Source organism: Phaeobacter sp. JH20_26 (genome assembly GCF_048056275.1).
GTDB classification, from domain to species: Bacteria; Pseudomonadota; Alphaproteobacteria; order Rhodobacterales; family Rhodobacteraceae; genus Phaeobacter; species Phaeobacter bryozoorum.
On record NZ_JAYMWL010000013.1, the window covers coordinates 106830 to 122302 of the forward strand.

General features: G+C 58.9%; 15 protein-coding genes and 3 pseudogenes. 4 read left to right on the plus strand and 14 right to left on the minus strand.

Annotated features, from left to right (window positions below; translation table 11 throughout):
- Positions 1-31: 31 nt before the first annotated feature.
- Positions 32-274, plus strand: coding sequence for a hypothetical protein (locus VWY60_RS06370; RefSeq protein ID WP_340545769.1), 243 nt, complete (start codon positions 32-34; stop codon positions 272-274).
- Positions 275-711: 437 nt separating this feature from the next.
- Here the strand turns inward: VWY60_RS06370 and VWY60_RS06375 are convergent, their stop codons facing one another.
- The 4 genes from VWY60_RS06375 to VWY60_RS06390 all read right to left on the minus strand — a co-directional run bounded on the left by VWY60_RS06375 (position 712) and on the right by VWY60_RS06390 (position 3970).
- Positions 712-1017, minus strand: coding sequence for a type II toxin-antitoxin system YoeB family toxin (locus VWY60_RS06375; RefSeq protein WP_416540779.1), 306 nt, complete (start codon positions 1015-1017; stop codon positions 712-714).
- Between the two features lie 82 nt (positions 1018-1099).
- Positions 1100-1732, minus strand: coding sequence for a tyrosine-type recombinase/integrase (locus tag VWY60_RS06380; protein WP_260098720.1), 633 nt, complete (start codon positions 1730-1732; stop codon positions 1100-1102).
- Between the two features lie 545 nt (positions 1733-2277).
- Positions 2278-3120 carry an SDR family NAD(P)-dependent oxidoreductase gene (locus VWY60_RS06385; RefSeq protein ID WP_102855908.1) on the minus strand — a complete coding sequence of 281 codons (843 nt, stop codon included), beginning with the start codon at positions 3118-3120 and terminating at the stop codon, positions 2278-2280.
- Between the two features lie 37 nt (positions 3121-3157).
- On the minus strand, positions 3158-3970 hold the full coding sequence (locus VWY60_RS06390) for an SDR family oxidoreductase (protein WP_416540076.1): 813 nt from the start codon (positions 3968-3970) through the stop codon (positions 3158-3160).
- 160 nt (positions 3971-4130) lie between these two features.
- Between VWY60_RS06390 and VWY60_RS06395 the strand changes: the two genes are divergently transcribed.
- Positions 4131-5021 (plus strand): AraC family transcriptional regulator, encoded by an 891-nt coding sequence (locus VWY60_RS06395; RefSeq protein ID WP_416540077.1) that lies wholly within the window; start codon positions 4131-4133, stop codon positions 5019-5021.
- A gap of 424 nt (positions 5022-5445) precedes the next feature.
- On the opposite strand, the pseudogene VWY60_RS06400 reads toward VWY60_RS06395, so the two are convergent.
- From VWY60_RS06400 to VWY60_RS06410, 3 genes and pseudogenes are all read right to left on the minus strand, one after another.
- Positions 5446-5976: pseudogene (locus VWY60_RS06400) on the minus strand (aldo/keto reductase); the annotation flags it as partial.
- Between the two features lie 4 nt (positions 5977-5980).
- A pseudogene (locus VWY60_RS06405) lies at positions 5981-6375 on the minus strand (aldo/keto reductase).
- Positions 6372-6611 (minus strand): hypothetical protein, encoded by a 240-nt coding sequence (locus VWY60_RS06410; protein ID WP_416540078.1) that lies wholly within the window; start codon positions 6609-6611, stop codon positions 6372-6374. The pseudogene VWY60_RS06405 and the gene VWY60_RS06410 overlap by 4 nt, the downstream one beginning before the upstream one ends.
- Before the next feature lie 116 nt (positions 6612-6727).
- Between VWY60_RS06410 and VWY60_RS06415 the strand changes: the two genes are divergently transcribed.
- Positions 6728-7582: a LysR family transcriptional regulator gene (locus VWY60_RS06415; RefSeq protein ID WP_416540079.1), complete on the plus strand. Its 855-nt coding sequence runs from the start codon at positions 6728-6730 to the stop codon at positions 7580-7582.
- 8 nt (positions 7583-7590) lie between these two features.
- Here VWY60_RS06415 and VWY60_RS06420 read toward each other — a convergent pair whose 3' ends face one another.
- The 6 genes from VWY60_RS06420 to VWY60_RS06445 all read right to left on the minus strand — a co-directional run bounded on the left by VWY60_RS06420 (position 7591) and on the right by VWY60_RS06445 (position 13634).
- Positions 7591-8688, minus strand: a complete 1098-nt coding sequence (locus VWY60_RS06420) for an endonuclease/exonuclease/phosphatase family protein (protein ID WP_416540080.1) — start codon at positions 8686-8688, stop codon at positions 7591-7593.
- A gap of 30 nt (positions 8689-8718) precedes the next feature.
- Complete coding sequence (locus VWY60_RS06425) at positions 8719-9756, minus strand: NAD-dependent epimerase/dehydratase family protein (RefSeq protein WP_416540081.1); 1038 nt, start codon at positions 9754-9756, stop codon at positions 8719-8721.
- Between the two features lie 262 nt (positions 9757-10018).
- A complete protein-coding gene (locus VWY60_RS06430; protein WP_416540082.1) occupies positions 10019-10966 on the minus strand; it encodes a glycosyltransferase family 4 protein in 948 nt (315 codons plus the stop codon).
- Positions 10963-11292, minus strand: a complete 330-nt coding sequence (locus tag VWY60_RS06435) for a hypothetical protein (protein WP_416540083.1) — start codon at positions 11290-11292, stop codon at positions 10963-10965. Before VWY60_RS06435 ends, VWY60_RS06430 begins: the two co-directional genes overlap by 4 nt.
- Before the next feature lie 475 nt (positions 11293-11767).
- Positions 11768-12685: a UbiA prenyltransferase family protein gene (locus tag VWY60_RS06440; protein WP_416540084.1), complete on the minus strand. Its 918-nt coding sequence runs from the start codon at positions 12683-12685 to the stop codon at positions 11768-11770.
- 157 nt (positions 12686-12842) lie between these two features.
- A complete protein-coding gene (locus VWY60_RS06445; RefSeq protein ID WP_416540085.1) occupies positions 12843-13634 on the minus strand; it encodes a MerR family transcriptional regulator in 792 nt (263 codons plus the stop codon).
- A 212-nt stretch (positions 13635-13846) separates the two neighbouring features.
- Between VWY60_RS06445 and VWY60_RS06450 the strand changes: the two genes are divergently transcribed.
- Complete coding sequence (locus VWY60_RS06450) at positions 13847-14140, plus strand: transposase (RefSeq protein WP_416540086.1); 294 nt, start codon at positions 13847-13849, stop codon at positions 14138-14140.
- A gap of 330 nt (positions 14141-14470) precedes the next feature.
- Here the strand turns inward: VWY60_RS06450 and VWY60_RS06455 are convergent.
- Positions 14471-14998, minus strand: a pseudogene (locus VWY60_RS06455) (IS5 family transposase); the annotation flags it as partial.
- Positions 14999-15473: the final 475 nt, after the last annotated feature.

A 15473-nucleotide genomic window follows, 5' to 3' on the forward strand; every position in this document is an offset into this window, starting at 1 on the left:
TGTTTTACCGTCACCGGAAGGATACAATAAAATGCTCAGCGAGAAAGACTTCTCGGGAATGGCTGCCCTCTCGATCTGCGAAGCACTGCTGCTGGCGATGAACGATCACAAGCTCCTGCCCGAGCGCGAGATCGTGGGTATCCTGCGGGACGCTGCAAAGACGCATGAAAACGCAGCTGTTACTGATGGCGAGATAGAGGCGCATCGAGCCGTAGCGGGTCTCATCAACCGGATCATTGCTGGCGGTAATTCCGTTCGGAGGCCGCCGGGATGATATACTCAATCGCAGCGTGATAGACTTCGCCTATGCCGCTTTCGTCCAACTCGTGCAATGCACGGAGCCACCAGGCCGACCTGCAGGACATACCGGGTGGCACGGGCCGCAAAGACGGTAACGTCCAATCTGACATTGTCTGACGTCAGCGCCAATGGAACAGTGTAGCGCGATTTGATAAGAGCGGGTTTCCGGCTCATCGTAACCACCATTGAGTGGAGATGAGGCGACGCACTTCCGTATGCCAACGCCCAAGAACGTCCGTACCAAGATGGCCTTCCATGTCCTCGCCGATAAGATCAAGCGAATGATAGCCCCGATCGGGGTACGCGGGCTTCTGACTGCCATTCCGGCCTGATGGGCGGTGCTCAACTCAAGCTGCACCGCAGAAAAACGCCACAAAAGCGCGGATTTAGCCCTCTCCGGCGTATAAGACGCTAAAGTGTTCCTGGATCCGGCTGCCTCCCCAAAATCGACTGAAACATCCTCATCGTCGAGAAACCAGGCGAGTTTCCACAGACCCTCGGCTGAAGCCAAACAAATAGCTGCGGCACAAGCCTTGGAGCAGGCTTTCTTGATTGTGAGCATTGTCGCGAAGAGCCTGATCGAACAGTAGTTATGTCGCAGCTGGGCGATCTCCAGGCTCTGTCATTACCTTTGCCGCTGACGCGATATACAAACCTGTGTTCAGCAGTGATCCGGCGGGACCACCAGCCGCTTAAATCGCCTTTGATAGCCAGTATCCCCTCCTCCCGCTGGAGCCTTGCCTATGGCCAGACAAGTCAGAGGCAAGGCTTTGGGAATGTTTTTTAACGTCTTGGCGTCCTAGATCTCGACGCTCTCGGAAATTGACAAGGCATCTTCCAGGTCAACCCCTAAGTAGCGGACTGTGCTATCCATCTTGGTATGGCCGAGAAGGAGCTGAACCGCTCGAAGGTTCCCGGTTTTGCGATAAATCTGAGCCACCTTGGTACGCCGCATCGAATGGGTTCCATAGGCGCTTGGCTCCAAGCCAATGGATTTCACCCAATCCCGAACCAGTCGCGCGTATTGGCGTGTACCTATGTGCGGCCGGTTGTGGAGCCTTCCAGGCCAAAGAAATTCAGATTTCTTCATTATTGGCATATCCAGCCAGGCCTGAAGCGAAGATCGCGTTCCTTCGGTAATTTCGAACCGAACCGGTTGACTGGTTTTGCTTTGGGTTATGGACGCGCGCTCTTTCACGTGGCCTGCTGCGTAAACGTCAACAACACGCAAACGGACGAGATCACATCCTCTGAGTTTGCTGTCTATTGCCAAGTTGAAGAGTGCCAGATCACGCACCCTATCGGAGAGTTCAAGGCGAACGCGAATTGCCCAGACATGCTTGGGAAGCAAAGGACGTTTTTGGCCTATGATACGCCCTTTGTTCCAGGGAGCGTGACGCATGCGAATTGCGGGAAGGTTAGGAATTGACATAGTTGGTCCTCCGACCACCGCAACCCTCCACATCCTTGGCATTTCGCCAACGGTCTATGGATAGCATTTGAAGTCCATCCGTAGGTCGAAAGACTTCGAAGTATTCTGCGTTAGAGGGTAATATTGCGAAAAGGTCTGCTTTGCTTCGCTGCAATGCAGCAGAGCGGCGATAGGGCAAGAAAGAAGCTCCGACTTTGCAAAGCCCGCTTCCTGCGCACCTCTACCCCTGGTGCTGACTGCAGCACTGAAGGCAGCGCGCCAAGTCGGTTCAACGGCCGCTTTTCAGGATATTTTGCAGCGGCAGCATCTTTTACATGACGCCCCCGCCAATGACCGCTCCGGGCTGCCTGGCGTTGTCTGGGAGAAGCGTCTTGGTGAAGTTTCGCTGCAACCCTGCCGCCGCAACGCAGCAAGTCGGTAGTGAGCCCAAAATACTTGATGCCGCGCTTCGCACGAATGTCCGCTAGGTATTTAGATGAGGAGTAAGCCTTGTTATTTGGACAACAGTTTCACTGGCTCCATTTACGGCCGCTCTTTTGGAGCGGCTATTCCAAGGCCTCGTGCGCGGCAAAGGCATCCGCATAGTCAGGATGCCAGCGTGAGAGCGCCGGGCGGTTGTTGATAATGTCGCCCACGGCCCATTCAACCCGTTTGCGGTCGAGCTCTTCGGACACATCATTGTCCGGGCAGAGAATATAGAAATCCCCGTCCGACATGCGCTTCAGCAGGTAGTCGATTGCCTCTTCGCTCGTCCACGCGGCGGCGGGTTTTTCCGACATGAACTTCTTAATCATACCAGTATAGGTAAATCCCGGCACAAACAGATGGGCGGTGATTTTCGCCTCGGCCTGTCGCAAATCGTGCGCCAGCATTTCTGTCATGACTTTCACGGCGGCTTTGCTGGTATTATAGGCAGGGTTTCCGGGCGGTGTGGTGATCCCCTGTTTTGACCCTGTGTTGATCACCACCGCCGGGCGTGCAGCTTCTATCATGCGTGGCAAGAAAGCATGCACGCCGTTCATGACACCAAAGAGATTGACCTCTAAAAGTTTGCGCCAGTTCTCTGCGTTTTTCCAACTGCCGGTCGGCAGCGCGATACCGGCATTGTTCATCAGGACTGCTACCTCTCCGAGCGCAAAGACCTGATCCGCCAAGGCAGTCATGGCGTCGGTGTCTGTGACATCTGTCGGAACCGCCTGAACGATTGCGGACGCGCCCGCCAGATCGCGCAATTCCGCCTCGGCTCGGTCCAAGGCCTCACCTGCCAGATCTACCAGCACAACCCCCAGACCGTCTTGTACCAGTCGTTGAGCTGCGACTTTGCCGACGCCGCTTGCCGCCCCGGTTACAATGGCCAAGCCGCCTTTTTCGATTGCTTCGCGGTACATGGATCATGCCCTCTTTCTATGAATGATTGGATAGCCTTCAGGGTCCCATCTTTTGCTTGAGACCACCGATGAACGTCTCGTCATCTTGTTGTTTGCGGGCATCGAGCAGCTCTTCAGCATCAGGTCCAGCGCGAAAGCGCAGGCGGCTTCCGGTCTCGTTGGCCGCATCCCAAATGACCTGCGCGACAGTTTCGGGCGCAGAAGGGTTCGCGGCCAGCTTGCCAAACAGGCGCCCCATGGCTTCAGCCATTGGCGCGTAGTCCGGCAGGTTTTCATCCATGGCGAAATCGAAAGAACTGCCCCCAAAGTTGGTTCGTATCATGCCCGGCTGGACAATACGGACCCGAATGCCAAGGGGCTCCAGCTCGTAATGCAGCGACTCCGAAAGTCCCTCAACTGCAAACTTGGTGCCGTGATAAAGCGCGCCAAGTGGAAATGTGATCTGCCCGCCAATGGACGAGATATTGATGATCGTGCCCGACCGGTTTTGACGAAAGTGGGGCAGAACCGCCTTGGTCACTTCCATCAATCCAAGCACGTTGGTGTCAAACTGACGCCGGATGCGATCCATCGAAAAGGCCTCTAACGCACCATAGGCGCCATAGCCCGCATTGTTCAGCAAAACATCAATCTGCCCGAACCGTTCGATGCCTTCGCCTACGGCCGTTGCAATTGAACCCGCATCCGTCACATCCAGTTGGGCCAGATGCACGTTTTCTAGCGCGCCGAGCTCCGGGCTGTCCGTAGGGCTGCGCATCGTGGCGATGACATTCCAACCGTTTGCTTGGAAATGCCGGGCGGTCGCCGCGCCAATTCCCGACGAGGCCCCGGTGATAAGAATGGTTTTCATATCTCGAATCCCTAACTTTCTGTTCATACGATAATCAACAAGGCAGGATTTTTCTTTCAGTATTCTCCAGCTTTCTTGCACAATCCTCGATAAACCGAAGTTTTGGGTAAGCGTTTGCTTTGTTCCCGTGGTAAAGTAGGTCGATCCACAGGAGGCATTCATGGGACCTCAGACGTTATTGGACTATGTTTTGACGCAGCTTGACCACGCGGGCATTGGGCAGGGTGTACTAACACATAAGGATGGCGGGACGGTTTTTCTCACCCACCCGGCGACCACCCAACATGACGCAAATGTCTACCGCCCGCTGTTGTGCGCGGTCCTGCAAGGTGCAAAAGAGGTTGGGACCAGCACCAGAACACTCACCGTGCGGGCCGGGCAGTCGCTGATCGTCAGCAACGCGCTGCCCGTTGTTTCAAGGATCACCGAGGCCGCGCCCGATCATCCCTATGTCGCGCTCGTATTCCCCCTTGATCTGGATCTCCTTCGCGCCCTGGCTCCGTCCTTGCCGCAGTCATCCGCCCAACGTGTGTCAGATCCGTTTTCGATTTGCCTCGCACCCACTGGTGACGACATGCAAGACGCCCTGTTGCGATACTTTCGCCAGTGCGAAACCGAAGTGGCGCGACACATGCTGGCGCCGATCACGTCGCGGGAAATCCATGCCCGCCTGCTGATCGGGCAACATGGTGGCACGCTTCAAAAACTGGTGTGGCACGAAAACACGGCCAGCCGGATCTTTGCGGCGACGCACGAAATCCGGTCAGATCTGGGCAAACCCCTTGTCGTCGGAGAGCTTACCGCTCGTATGGGTATGAGCAGTTCGGCCTTTTTCGAACAGTTCAAAGCAGTCACGGGCAACTCTCCGCTGCAATACCAGAAAGATCTGCGTCTGCTTCATGCCCGTAATGAGCTTCAAACGACCGGCTCAAAGGTCTCCGAGATTGCCTACGGGGTGGGATACGAAAGTTCGGCTCAGTTCTCGAGAGAATATGCCCGCAAATTCGGATGCTCCCCAAGACAGGATCGAGTTTCTGACGCTGCCGAATAAGTCGATAGGGACCAAATTCAAACGTCACAGCCCTGTAGCGAACAAAAGCCTCTCGGCCCGTCCATGTCCGAAAGCAGCCGTTGGCGCATCCGCAGCGAATGCGCACTTCGTCCGCTCCTTACCAGTTCTTGCGCCATGCAGCGAAGGTCGGGAATGCCTTATGATACGATTCCGCCCCAAGCCGGATCAGACCCCTTCTCAGTCTGCGTCAGTCGTTACAGGCCACCACACAGTGGGACTAACTGCTCAGGGTATAGAGTGGGCGTAAGTATTATCTCACCGTAGAAGGTCAAGTTTCACTTTGAGGTTGCAGTCCCCAGATTCTGCCAGAAGTCCAATCCTGACCAGTCCTGAAGGAACCCGTACGGGTAATTCGGCAGGCCCGGGGCCGACGCTCGCGTCAGGCGGGCGCTTTGTTCCTGCGTCAGCACCAGGTCGGCGCCGGCCAAATTGTCCGCAAGCTGCTTTTTCGTGCGCGCGCCGAGCAATGGGTACTGACGCAGGGGCGATCCGCCAACCAAGCCAGCGCGACGTGCGCCGGTGGACGCTCAAGATCTCGCGCGACCTGTTTCAGAGCCGCGAGGATCCGCCAAGTACGGTCGAAGTTGCGTAAATCGTAGGCTTCGACGCCACGGTTGGGGTCTTCTCCCAGCCGGGTTACGCCGCTGGGCCCTGCTTTTTCATTGTATTTTCCCGTCAGCCACCCGCCACCGAGCGGCGACCACGGTGTCAGACCGACGCCTTCCTCGGCACAACAGGGCAGGACTTCCAATTCGATGGACCGGTCGAGAAGGTTGTACTGCGGTTGCAGCGCGACTGGTACCGGCAGGCGGTGCGCGCGCGCATGAGAGACAATTTTCTGAAGTTGCCAGCCAGCGATGTTAGACCATGCGACGTGATGAACTTTGCCTTCTCGAACGAAGTCGGATAGCGTCGAGAGTGTCTCGTCGATGTTTGTCTCACGGTCCTAGCCGTAAACGAAAAAAAACGTCGATGGTTTCCGTGCGCAGACGAGTGAGGCTGGCTTCGAGGGCTAACTGCAGGCCCCGGCGCGAAGCCCCAGAACTGTTCGGCGGTGGTGCAAAGCGGGCGCTGGTGGCGAGGATCATGTCCCCATACCCCTGAGGACGTCTCGCGGCCCACTTCCCGATGATTTCTTCGGAGGCACCCCCCCATAGGCGTCCGCGGTGTCGATCAGCGTTCTGCCCGAATCGGCAAAGTAATCTAGCTGACGATGGGCTTCGTCTTCCGGGGTTTCGACACCGAACGTCATGGTCCCGAGACCAAATCGCGAAACGTTCGGACCATTTCGACCAATGGGGCGCTTCTCGGCGTCTCCGAGCAAGTTTGTCATTTGGTGGATTTCCCTTGTTTTCGTACCAGGCTTGCCTGAGTACGGCTGAGAAGCGTTGCTACGCTCGCCAGAAGGTGCCCCAGAAAAGTGCCGACCGATGCAATGGTTTCTATGCCCCAGAGCAGGGCGTGGGCACCCTTTCCGTCATGCATATCCATGAAAGCGTCCTGTGCCCTTTGTTCGGGCGAGGAGCGCGCGGCAGGAAATTCGGTCGATGTCTTGAGCGTATGGGGCACGAGTGATCTCCTTTCGGAGTTGCTGGGATTGCGGCGCTTGACCTGAAAGCAGGATAGCGAACAAGTTGGCGTCATGAAACGAAACGGTTTGAACTTCTCTTTTCGCTGGTGAAATGATGGTCGCGGATGATCCGAAAACGAACGAGACGATTGCAGGAACACTCGACTGGGAAGACTTGAACTTGTTCCTAGCAGTGGCGCGGGACGGCGGGCTGTCGGCCGCCGCGCGAACCACCGGGCGTAGCGCCGCCACGCTGGGGCGCCGGATGCACGGGCTTGAACGCAGCCTTGGTCGGGAACTGTTCGTGCGTCACGACAGGGGCTATCGGCTGACCTGCGAAGGACAGGCGCTTCTGGGTGGACTGTCGGGAGTTGAGGCGCGGATTGCTCGGCTGGTGCAGCGCCCCGGTAAAGACAGACTGCCACTGGTCAAGGTTTCCGCAGGCACCTGGACGACGCTGGCCTTGCTGCGGTCTTTTGGCGCCCTGACCGGATCCCCGCCGGACATCCGCCTGCGCTTTGTGTCCGCAGAACGCGTGATGGACATCGTGCATCGGGAAGTGGTCATCGGCTTCCGTAACCGGCGCCCAACGGAGGAGACTTTGGCGGGGCGCAAGCTGGCCGCTGTGGAGTTCGCGCCGTACGCCGCGCCCGGTGCACCGGAGCGCTGGATCAGAGTGGTGACCGAAACGCCCTCAGCACGCTGGGTGGCGCAAATCACTGGCGGCGATGCCGTGTGTGAAGTGAACAGCCCGCGCAATGCGCTGGACCTTGCCTTGGCCGGGCATGGGACCGCCCTGCTTCCGATCTTCATCGGCGAAGCGGAGCCGGGCTTGCGACGCGCTGGTCCTGTGGTGCCGGAGCTGACCCATGATCAGTGGCTGGTAACCCATGAAGCAGACCGCCACCTGCCCGAAGTGCGCCGCGCCATCGACCGCATGCGCCGTGTGCTCGAACGGCTGGGGGGCTGACCAGAAGCTCACTCCTCGCCTTCGAGCACCGAGAACGGTCGAGCGTCTATCCGCGCCGCCGTCACCCGCAGGTTGACCGCCTGTCCGAGGTGATCGGAGTTGCCTTCCGGATCGAGCTGCCAGAAATCCGCGACCTTTATGGCATTGCCCACAAGAAACCAGTCGTTGCGCCAAAGCTTTGGCAGCTGCCCACCAACGCGCCATGTTGCGGGGTAGACGATAGAGGTGTAGCTGACCGCGTCTCGCGTGGCTTTCAAAAGCTTCCGGTTGTCGCCTATGGCAGGCGAGGTGTTGAAGTCGCCGGCAATCACCAGTGGCTTCGGATTGCTGCGCACATCGGCGGTGAGCGCCGCGAATTCTTGCTGCCTGATGGCGTGCCGACGCTTGATCTCGTTGTAGAACGCGGCCGAGAACCAATCCTGCTCGATGATGATCTGGATCGGCATGTGGACGTTGTAGGTTGACACGACCGCGCCTTCGAGCTCGACATCGACCTTGAGCACGTAGGGCGGCGGTGGCAGTTGTAGAATGCGCCGCGCATCGGAGGTGACAATCTTATGCGCCTTGATCGGCAGGCGGCTGAGCGTCAGTAGGGTCCCGGCGGTGCGCGCTTCGTATTCCGGGAAGATCTCCGCTACGTCGGACAGATCGGTGACCGGCGGCGCGGTATCGCCAACTCGCGTCATGTGCTCCTGGAGCAGGTAGACGTCGGCATCGAGCGCACGTAGGTAAGCGAGCATAGCGTCCTTGTCGCGCGGATCGGTAAGGGTACCGTCCCGCATTTGTCCCCAGTAGTCGGTATTGAGCTGCACGACCTTGATCGGCAGCCCTTCGGAGCGGGGGGCGGGCGCGTGCCATAGCGCTGCGAAGTTAAACCCGGTGGAGGGTAGCGACACCGTGAAGGTGACAATGGCCAGCCCCGCGACGGCGGCGCGATGACGTTTCAGGAAGGGCGCGACGGCGAGAAACAGCACGGGCAGAGCGGCAAACATAAGTGGCGGCGAGACGCCGGGTATAACCCAGACCCAGGCACGCCCGGTGAATATCTCGTGCGCCGCAGCAAGTACCAGCCAGAGACCGGCAAGGAACAAGATAAAACGGGACATGGCAGGATCTCCGATCCGAGTGGCAATGCGTCAGAAGATGACCTTGGCAAGACCAAGCGCGCCCTGCTTCCAAGGTTCGCGGCTGGTGCGACCGGTCGCGCCGCGTTGTCTGGCATTGGCGGGCCGCTGCGACTGCCACCATCGGAAGGTCCGCACGATGGCTTCGCGGTTGGACACGCGCGGGCGCAAGCCCAGCACCTCTTCGGCCCTGGTCGTGGCCACATAGGCATCGCGGCTGAGCTTGTAAATCAGACGCTTGTACACCGGTGACAAGCCGCTAACTTCCAGCGCGCGCAACACCGCGATGGCCGGGGCGACGGGCAGTGCGATGACGCGCTTGCCGTGTCCCGCCGCATCCAGCACGGCCTGAAAATCGTCGTGCAGGGTGGTGAAGTCGGTCGCAGCTACATTGAAGGCACCGTTGACTGCGGCATCTGGCAAGGTCATTACGGCTTCGACCGCATTCACGAGATCTTCCACGTCGAGCATCTGGCTACAATAGTGGCCGCCTCCGATCAACGGGAAGTGCCGCCCTTCGTCGGCCCACTCGAAGAGCATGGCAAAGTTGCCGAGACGGTGCGGCCCGAGGAAGGTTTTGGGCCGCAGGATCGGCAGAACCATGCCCTGGTCGCGGTAGCCTTCGCAGACCAACTCCGCGTCGATCTTGGCGCAATTGTAGGGATCGACACGCTGCCGGGGGTGATCTTCCGGCGTCGGCACGATGTCCGGCAGACCGTACACGGCGGAGGAGGAGATATGGATCACCCGTTCAATGCACGCGCTGTGGCAGGCCGCCATGACTACTTCGGTCCCGCCGACGGAAATGGAGCGGATGTCGGCGGGTTTGTAGCTCGGCAGGGCGGCGGCGGCATGAATGACCACATCCGCCCCGGTCACGGCGCGCGCCACGGTGACAGGGTAACGAATGTCTCCGATGATCTGCGTGCAACCGGGCGTCTCCGACATTTGGGAGAGGTCGAGGCTGGTCACATCATGACCCTCGTTCGTCAGGCGGGCAACAAGGTTGCGGCCGAGGACGCCTGCACCTCCGGTGATGGTGATTTTCATGGCGATTTCACTTTTCTGCTGATCAGTTTCTGGAGGTTGCGGGTTGAGAGAGGCTGTGCCGCTGCGTCACCGAGCGCGCCTCAATAAGGTCGACGATAAGATCTGCGTACCTGCGGACGCAGCCGTCCGCGCCATAGAGATCTTGCGCCAGTTTCGCGAGGCGCTGCCTCTCCGGCCCTGGGAAGTTCCGCAGCTTGATGAGCGCATCGGCAATTGCCTCCACGTTGCGGGGTTGGGTTAGGATGCCAAAGCCGGTCTCTACCTATGGCACCCGACCGCCGGGGAGGTCGGATCCGACCACCGGCAGGCCACACATCATCGCCTCGGCCTGAACGATACCAAAGGACTCGGCCACGGAGGTCAGTGCGAAAGTATCAATCGAAGCATAGAAGTCCCTTGTCTTACTGCGTTCCAAAGCGCCTAGGAACCGCACGCGTGGATCGCCGTCCGCGATGGCGCGCAGCTCAGCGATGTTCGATCCACCAGCAACGGTATCGTACTCGCCCCCCAGCAGAAGCCGGTCCTGAGGTGCGGCGGCGCGCAGGAAGGCACGGATGAGGTATTCGATGCCTTTGTCAGGCACGATCCGGTCCAAGAACCCAGTGTGATGCCCAGGACTATCTCGCATAACTGGCTGTCCCCCGCGCGGGTCGAGACAGGGCGCGGGAATGGAAGACCAGGCGCTTTGGGAGATGTCGTCCCACAGAAGCGAATGACGCGCCTGATCGTCGGAATTAACCACCACGTGATCCCCCCGCCGGATGGCGCTCCGAGCGGATCGGTTGACGGCGGCAATTTGCAGGCGGCTGGTCAGGCTAGGCGCAAGCCAGAGGTCGATGTGATAAGTCGAGACCAGCGGGATGTCAGGCGCAAGGGCGGCAATAGCCCCGGCCTCGAGCATCGGCAGATGCAGGTGCAGGGACTTCGAGTGCTTCCCGATACGCCGTACTAGCGGGATGAACCCCGGGCTAACCGGGCCACGGCCGATCTTGAACAGGACAGGTGCGCGAAAAACGTGCACTCCCCGCATAACCTCTTCGCGTGATAGGCGAGTGGCGGAGTCGGTCTCGTGGTCTGTGCAGACCACTGCAACGCGCCAGCCCTTTGCCGCCAGTCCTTCAGCAACGACCCGCGCGGTTTCCGTCAGCCCGGACATATAGGGCGTGTAATAGTTCAGGACGACGCAGATATCGAAATGTCCGGGTTTCATGGCATTGCGGCCTTTCTGTTCGACAGGGGGAAGGGACCGCCCCGCGACAGCGCAAGGGCAGCGACCGTGGTGCCTAGGACATCCACAGAGACGATCAGCGCGCGGCTGAGCAGGGCGATGGCCATGGCGTCAACCGGCGCGAGTTGGCTGGCGAGGATCACAGTGAGCGCACTATCCCGGCCCCCAAGGGCACCGGGCAACACGGAAAAGACGATTCCGACAATGGCGGAAAGTGCGAAGGCAGAGAGTAGAAACAGTGGCTTGGCATCCAGAACCGTGCCGAAAGCCACTAGGTGCAGCCCGGTCACGGTCCAGGCAAACGCCATTATGATCACCGTCACCACAAAGTCGCGGGGCGCGGGTATGCCCAACCGGGTAAGCATTTCCGGGAAAACTGGCCATACTGGTCTGAAAGCAGCCCAGAGCAGAAATGCCGCAGCTGGGATCGCAACGGAGAGGCTGGAGGGCGCAACTGGCTAGGCAATGAAGGCAGCAAACGCGGGCAATCCGAGCAGTGCTGCGGCGAGGCAGGCCGCAAGGGCCGTGCCGATGAAGACCCTGAGCAGGGGTAACGGTCCGACCCTTGCGCCAGAAGCCGTTGCCAAGCCCAAGCACCGGGGATCAGTCCGAGAATCGCCGCACCGGCAGCAAGGGCGAACGTTTGAGCATCCAGCCGGGCCGCCGCTAGCGCGAGATCGGCGGCATTGTCGAATACGAAGCGGACGAGCCAGAGAACGGCCAAGAGCGTGAGCGCAACTTGTACGCCCAAGAGCACTCGCGGTGCGTAACGGGTCAGGGACCTCATGACTGCTTCTCCATCGTCTCGAAGGCAAAAATGCCATTGAGAAGATCGGCGTTCTCGAAGGTTGTGGCGAGTCCGATAGCGGTTGCACAAGCAATCAAAGCGCAATGCATCGCGCGATCCGATAGCAGCAGGCGTGTCGGGTTTTCCGCTCCGCTCCCAGCCAAGGCCACCATTAGGTAGCGTAGGAACAGGTAAATGGCAAAGGGCAGGCTGACAAAGAACAACATCCTGAGATCAGCGGCGTTCACGATCCGCATTAGGGCAGCGAGAAAGCTGCCCAGTGCCGCTGCGGCGGCTATCTGCATGTAGACGTCCAGCAACGGCGCGGAGTAATGCGCCAGCACTGGACGATGTTCTGCGGAGCGCGACAAGCGCTGCATCTCTTCGCGGCGTTTTCCCACAGTCAGGAGCAGGCTACCGGAGAAAACCGTGGCGATTACCCAGGCGTCCGGCACCGCTTCGAACGCGACATATCCTGCGCAAGCCCGTAACGCGAAACCTGTCGCGACCAGAAGCATCTCCACGATAGGGACGTTCTTGAGGCGTAGACTGTAAGTCAGGTTGCAGGCGATGTAGAGGCTGACGATCGCGGAGATCAGCGGCGGCAGGGCCACTGCCAAGCCTATCATCAAGACCGCAAGCATTGTGATCAGGCCGACTGCGCCACGCGGACTGACGGCTCCAGAGGCCAGCGGACGATAGCGCTTAGTCGGGTGTAGACGATCCTTTTCCATGTCTGACAGATCGTTGATGACGTAGACCGCCCCAGAGGCGAGGCTGAACATCACCACGGCTCCGACCAATGCCAGCAGCCGGTTTGCATCACCATCAAGCAGCATCAAGGTCGGCCCGATAGGCACGGCGATCAGTGACTTGGACCAATGCGAAGGACGCATCAGCGCAACATACTCCATTATCACGCGTGGGATGGGCAGAGCGGTGGAGGGGGGTGAATGTCGTGCGTCATCGGAATTTCTCCGTAGGTGGAGGCAAGACTTGCCAGAGGGTCCGCAAGAAGAGGATCGGCCCGCTCGGCTGTGGGGCGAGAGCTTTTTCGCTTGCGGGAAACGTTCAGCTCAGAATGAGGGCTTCAAAGGTTTTGCCATGTACCCCGTCGTGCGGGTAGTCGGTGTAAATTTCGACAGCCACCCCGGCGGCACCCGAGCGATGTTCTGAAGGTTTTCGGCCGCCAAGGACCGCGTAACAAGAATCAAAGTAATTGTACTCGCCCGATAGACCCGTGGTTCGCATAGCAAAGTAGATGTCCTCGGGGACGAACAGGCGTTTTCCTTCGATGGCCGGAAGGCTGTTACCAGGGACAGTTTCCGTGTAGCAGGTGATGTCCACCCAATCGGCCTGTTCGTTCTCATAGCGGGCGGCGATATAACGGTTTGGCACACCTGCTTTCTCCAAGGTACTGGCGAAGTCGGCAACGTAGTCGGAAACGCGCGACTTGGACACGCTCGCCGAGCGCCCCCAAAGCCCAAATGCCTCCGTGACGTAATCGCTGTATTGTGCGTCGGCATGGCTGGTAAGGACTTCGAGCTGTTCCAAAGCCTTGTAGGCGTTGCGTGCGACGCTCTCCAGAGACTCGCGTAACTGTATCTCGGCGGCACCGCCACACAGATCATGAGCGGAAGTTGGTTTCAGGTAGGACTCGATCTGAGCGACGGAAATGCCCGCCTGTCTGAGCAGCCGGATCAGGATCGCCCGGTCCACGTCCTTTCGGGGGTACAATGCCTGCCGGTTGGCACCATCCTGCGGTTCGAGCAGACCTTTGTCCTCGTAAATACGCAGGGCCTTGCGGGTCAGCCCGTCTCGTATTGGAATTTTGTTCTGGTCAGCATAGTGGTCTTGCGGCACCTGACAGCGCCCCACCTTCCATATGAGTTTTGTCGTTGGGTATGGCACGTAACCGCACCACGTTTGACAACCAAAGGATGTCTTGGCCCCAAGGGCCAACGCAATAGCCGATCATAAAAATGTTGCGGAACTGAGCTACCCCCCCGAAATTCGGACACTGACATAAGCTACGATTTGCTGTCTGTTGATCTTCGACGAATTGGAGATCAGATATGTCGAAGCGGAAGAACCATTCACCTGAGTTTAAGGTCAAGGTCGCGCTTGAAGCATTGAAGGCGGAGCATACGGTCGCCGAGCTGGCCAGCCAATTTGGCGTTCATCCGACGATGATCCACGGTTGGAAACGGGCATTGCTGGAAGTTGCATCCGGTGTGTTCGAGCGTGGCAGCAAGAAAGCCCCCGCGATCAACGAAGAGCAGGTCAAAGAGCTGCATGCCAAGATTGGGAAGCTGGCCCTCGCCAACGATTTTTTGTCACGAAAGCTCAAACCGTGGATCGGCAAGTGAGGCGGAAAATGGTCGAACCAGCCAATTCTGGCTTGTCGGTCGGGAAACAGTGCAAGCTGCTGTCGATCCCGCGGTCTTCGTTCTACTAGGGGTCGGTTGCAGCTAGGGGCGAAATCGTACGCTAAGGGTTATCATGCGTCACGTGTCGGATTAACGCATCGACTTGATCCGGTGTGTAGGACAATATTTTCCCGATTTCGTGCTCAAGTTCTGACTGAATACCTTTGGATTAGTCAGTGATAATTTCTTTGAGGCGGATTGCGTTTACTTCAAATCGGCTCTGTTGCACAAAACAGGTGATTGCCAAGGTTCCCCTTTCCCCCGACAGACTTATCCCGCAGGTTCTGTGATTGGTATGCCGAGCGCGGTGTAGCCGTTCAGAACGGCGATCCGGACCTGGAGTTCTGCGACCTGGCGGTCGAAGTCCCGTGCCATTAGCCGCTGGCCCAGCAGTTTCACGCAATGCATCTTTGTCTCGACGCGGCTCCGGCGGTGGTATCCACTCCAACGTCGCCACAGAGCGCGGCCCAGATACTTCGATGCTCGCAGGGCCTCGTTGCGAGCCACGGCTCCAGCGGTGACGGTCTTCCATGGCTTGGCGTTCTTGCGGGGCGGGATGACGGCATGAGCGCCGCGGTCGGCGATGGCGTCATGGCATTTTCGAGTGCCGTAGGCGCCGTCGGCGGTGATGCTCCCGATCTCTTCGTTCATCGGGATCTGGCTGAGCAGGTCGGGCTGCACAGGTGCGTCGCCGATGTGGCTTCCGGTGATCTCGACAGCGCGGACCTCCAGTGTTTCCTCATCAATCCCGAGATGGATCTTGCGCCAGACGCGCCGTTTCGGCCCACCCCAAGTCCGTTACGGCCGTATATGTGTTTATCTGGCATGGAGATATGTATGCCAAGAACGCTTCTACGTCGCGAGGCAGGCAAGCCGGTAACAGATGAACTCAGGGTCCTCGAATTCGACTCTCTGAGCGAAATTCAATTTCAGCTTTGGGCTGCCCGCGGGCATTGCCCCCTGCGGCCTGAGCGACGGCTCTGTCCGCATCCCTTCCGTTCGATGATGGTTGGTGGCTGCACCTGCGGCGAAGGTCTGCTCCTTTCATTGCTCGTGCAGCATGGGATCGCCGTCCGACTGCCAGCCCCCCGAGACTTTGCAAAGGTCACTATCTGCGCATCGCGCCCCCTGAAGCGGTCCGCAGCATTGGCAGTAGCTCGCCGGGTTCGGTGAGTGGCCGCCTTTGGTGAGATGGCCCGAAAATTTTGCACCGGCAGCATCCTTGCCGCGTCACACCAAGTCTATGACCGCTTCGGGCTGGCTGGCGTCATCT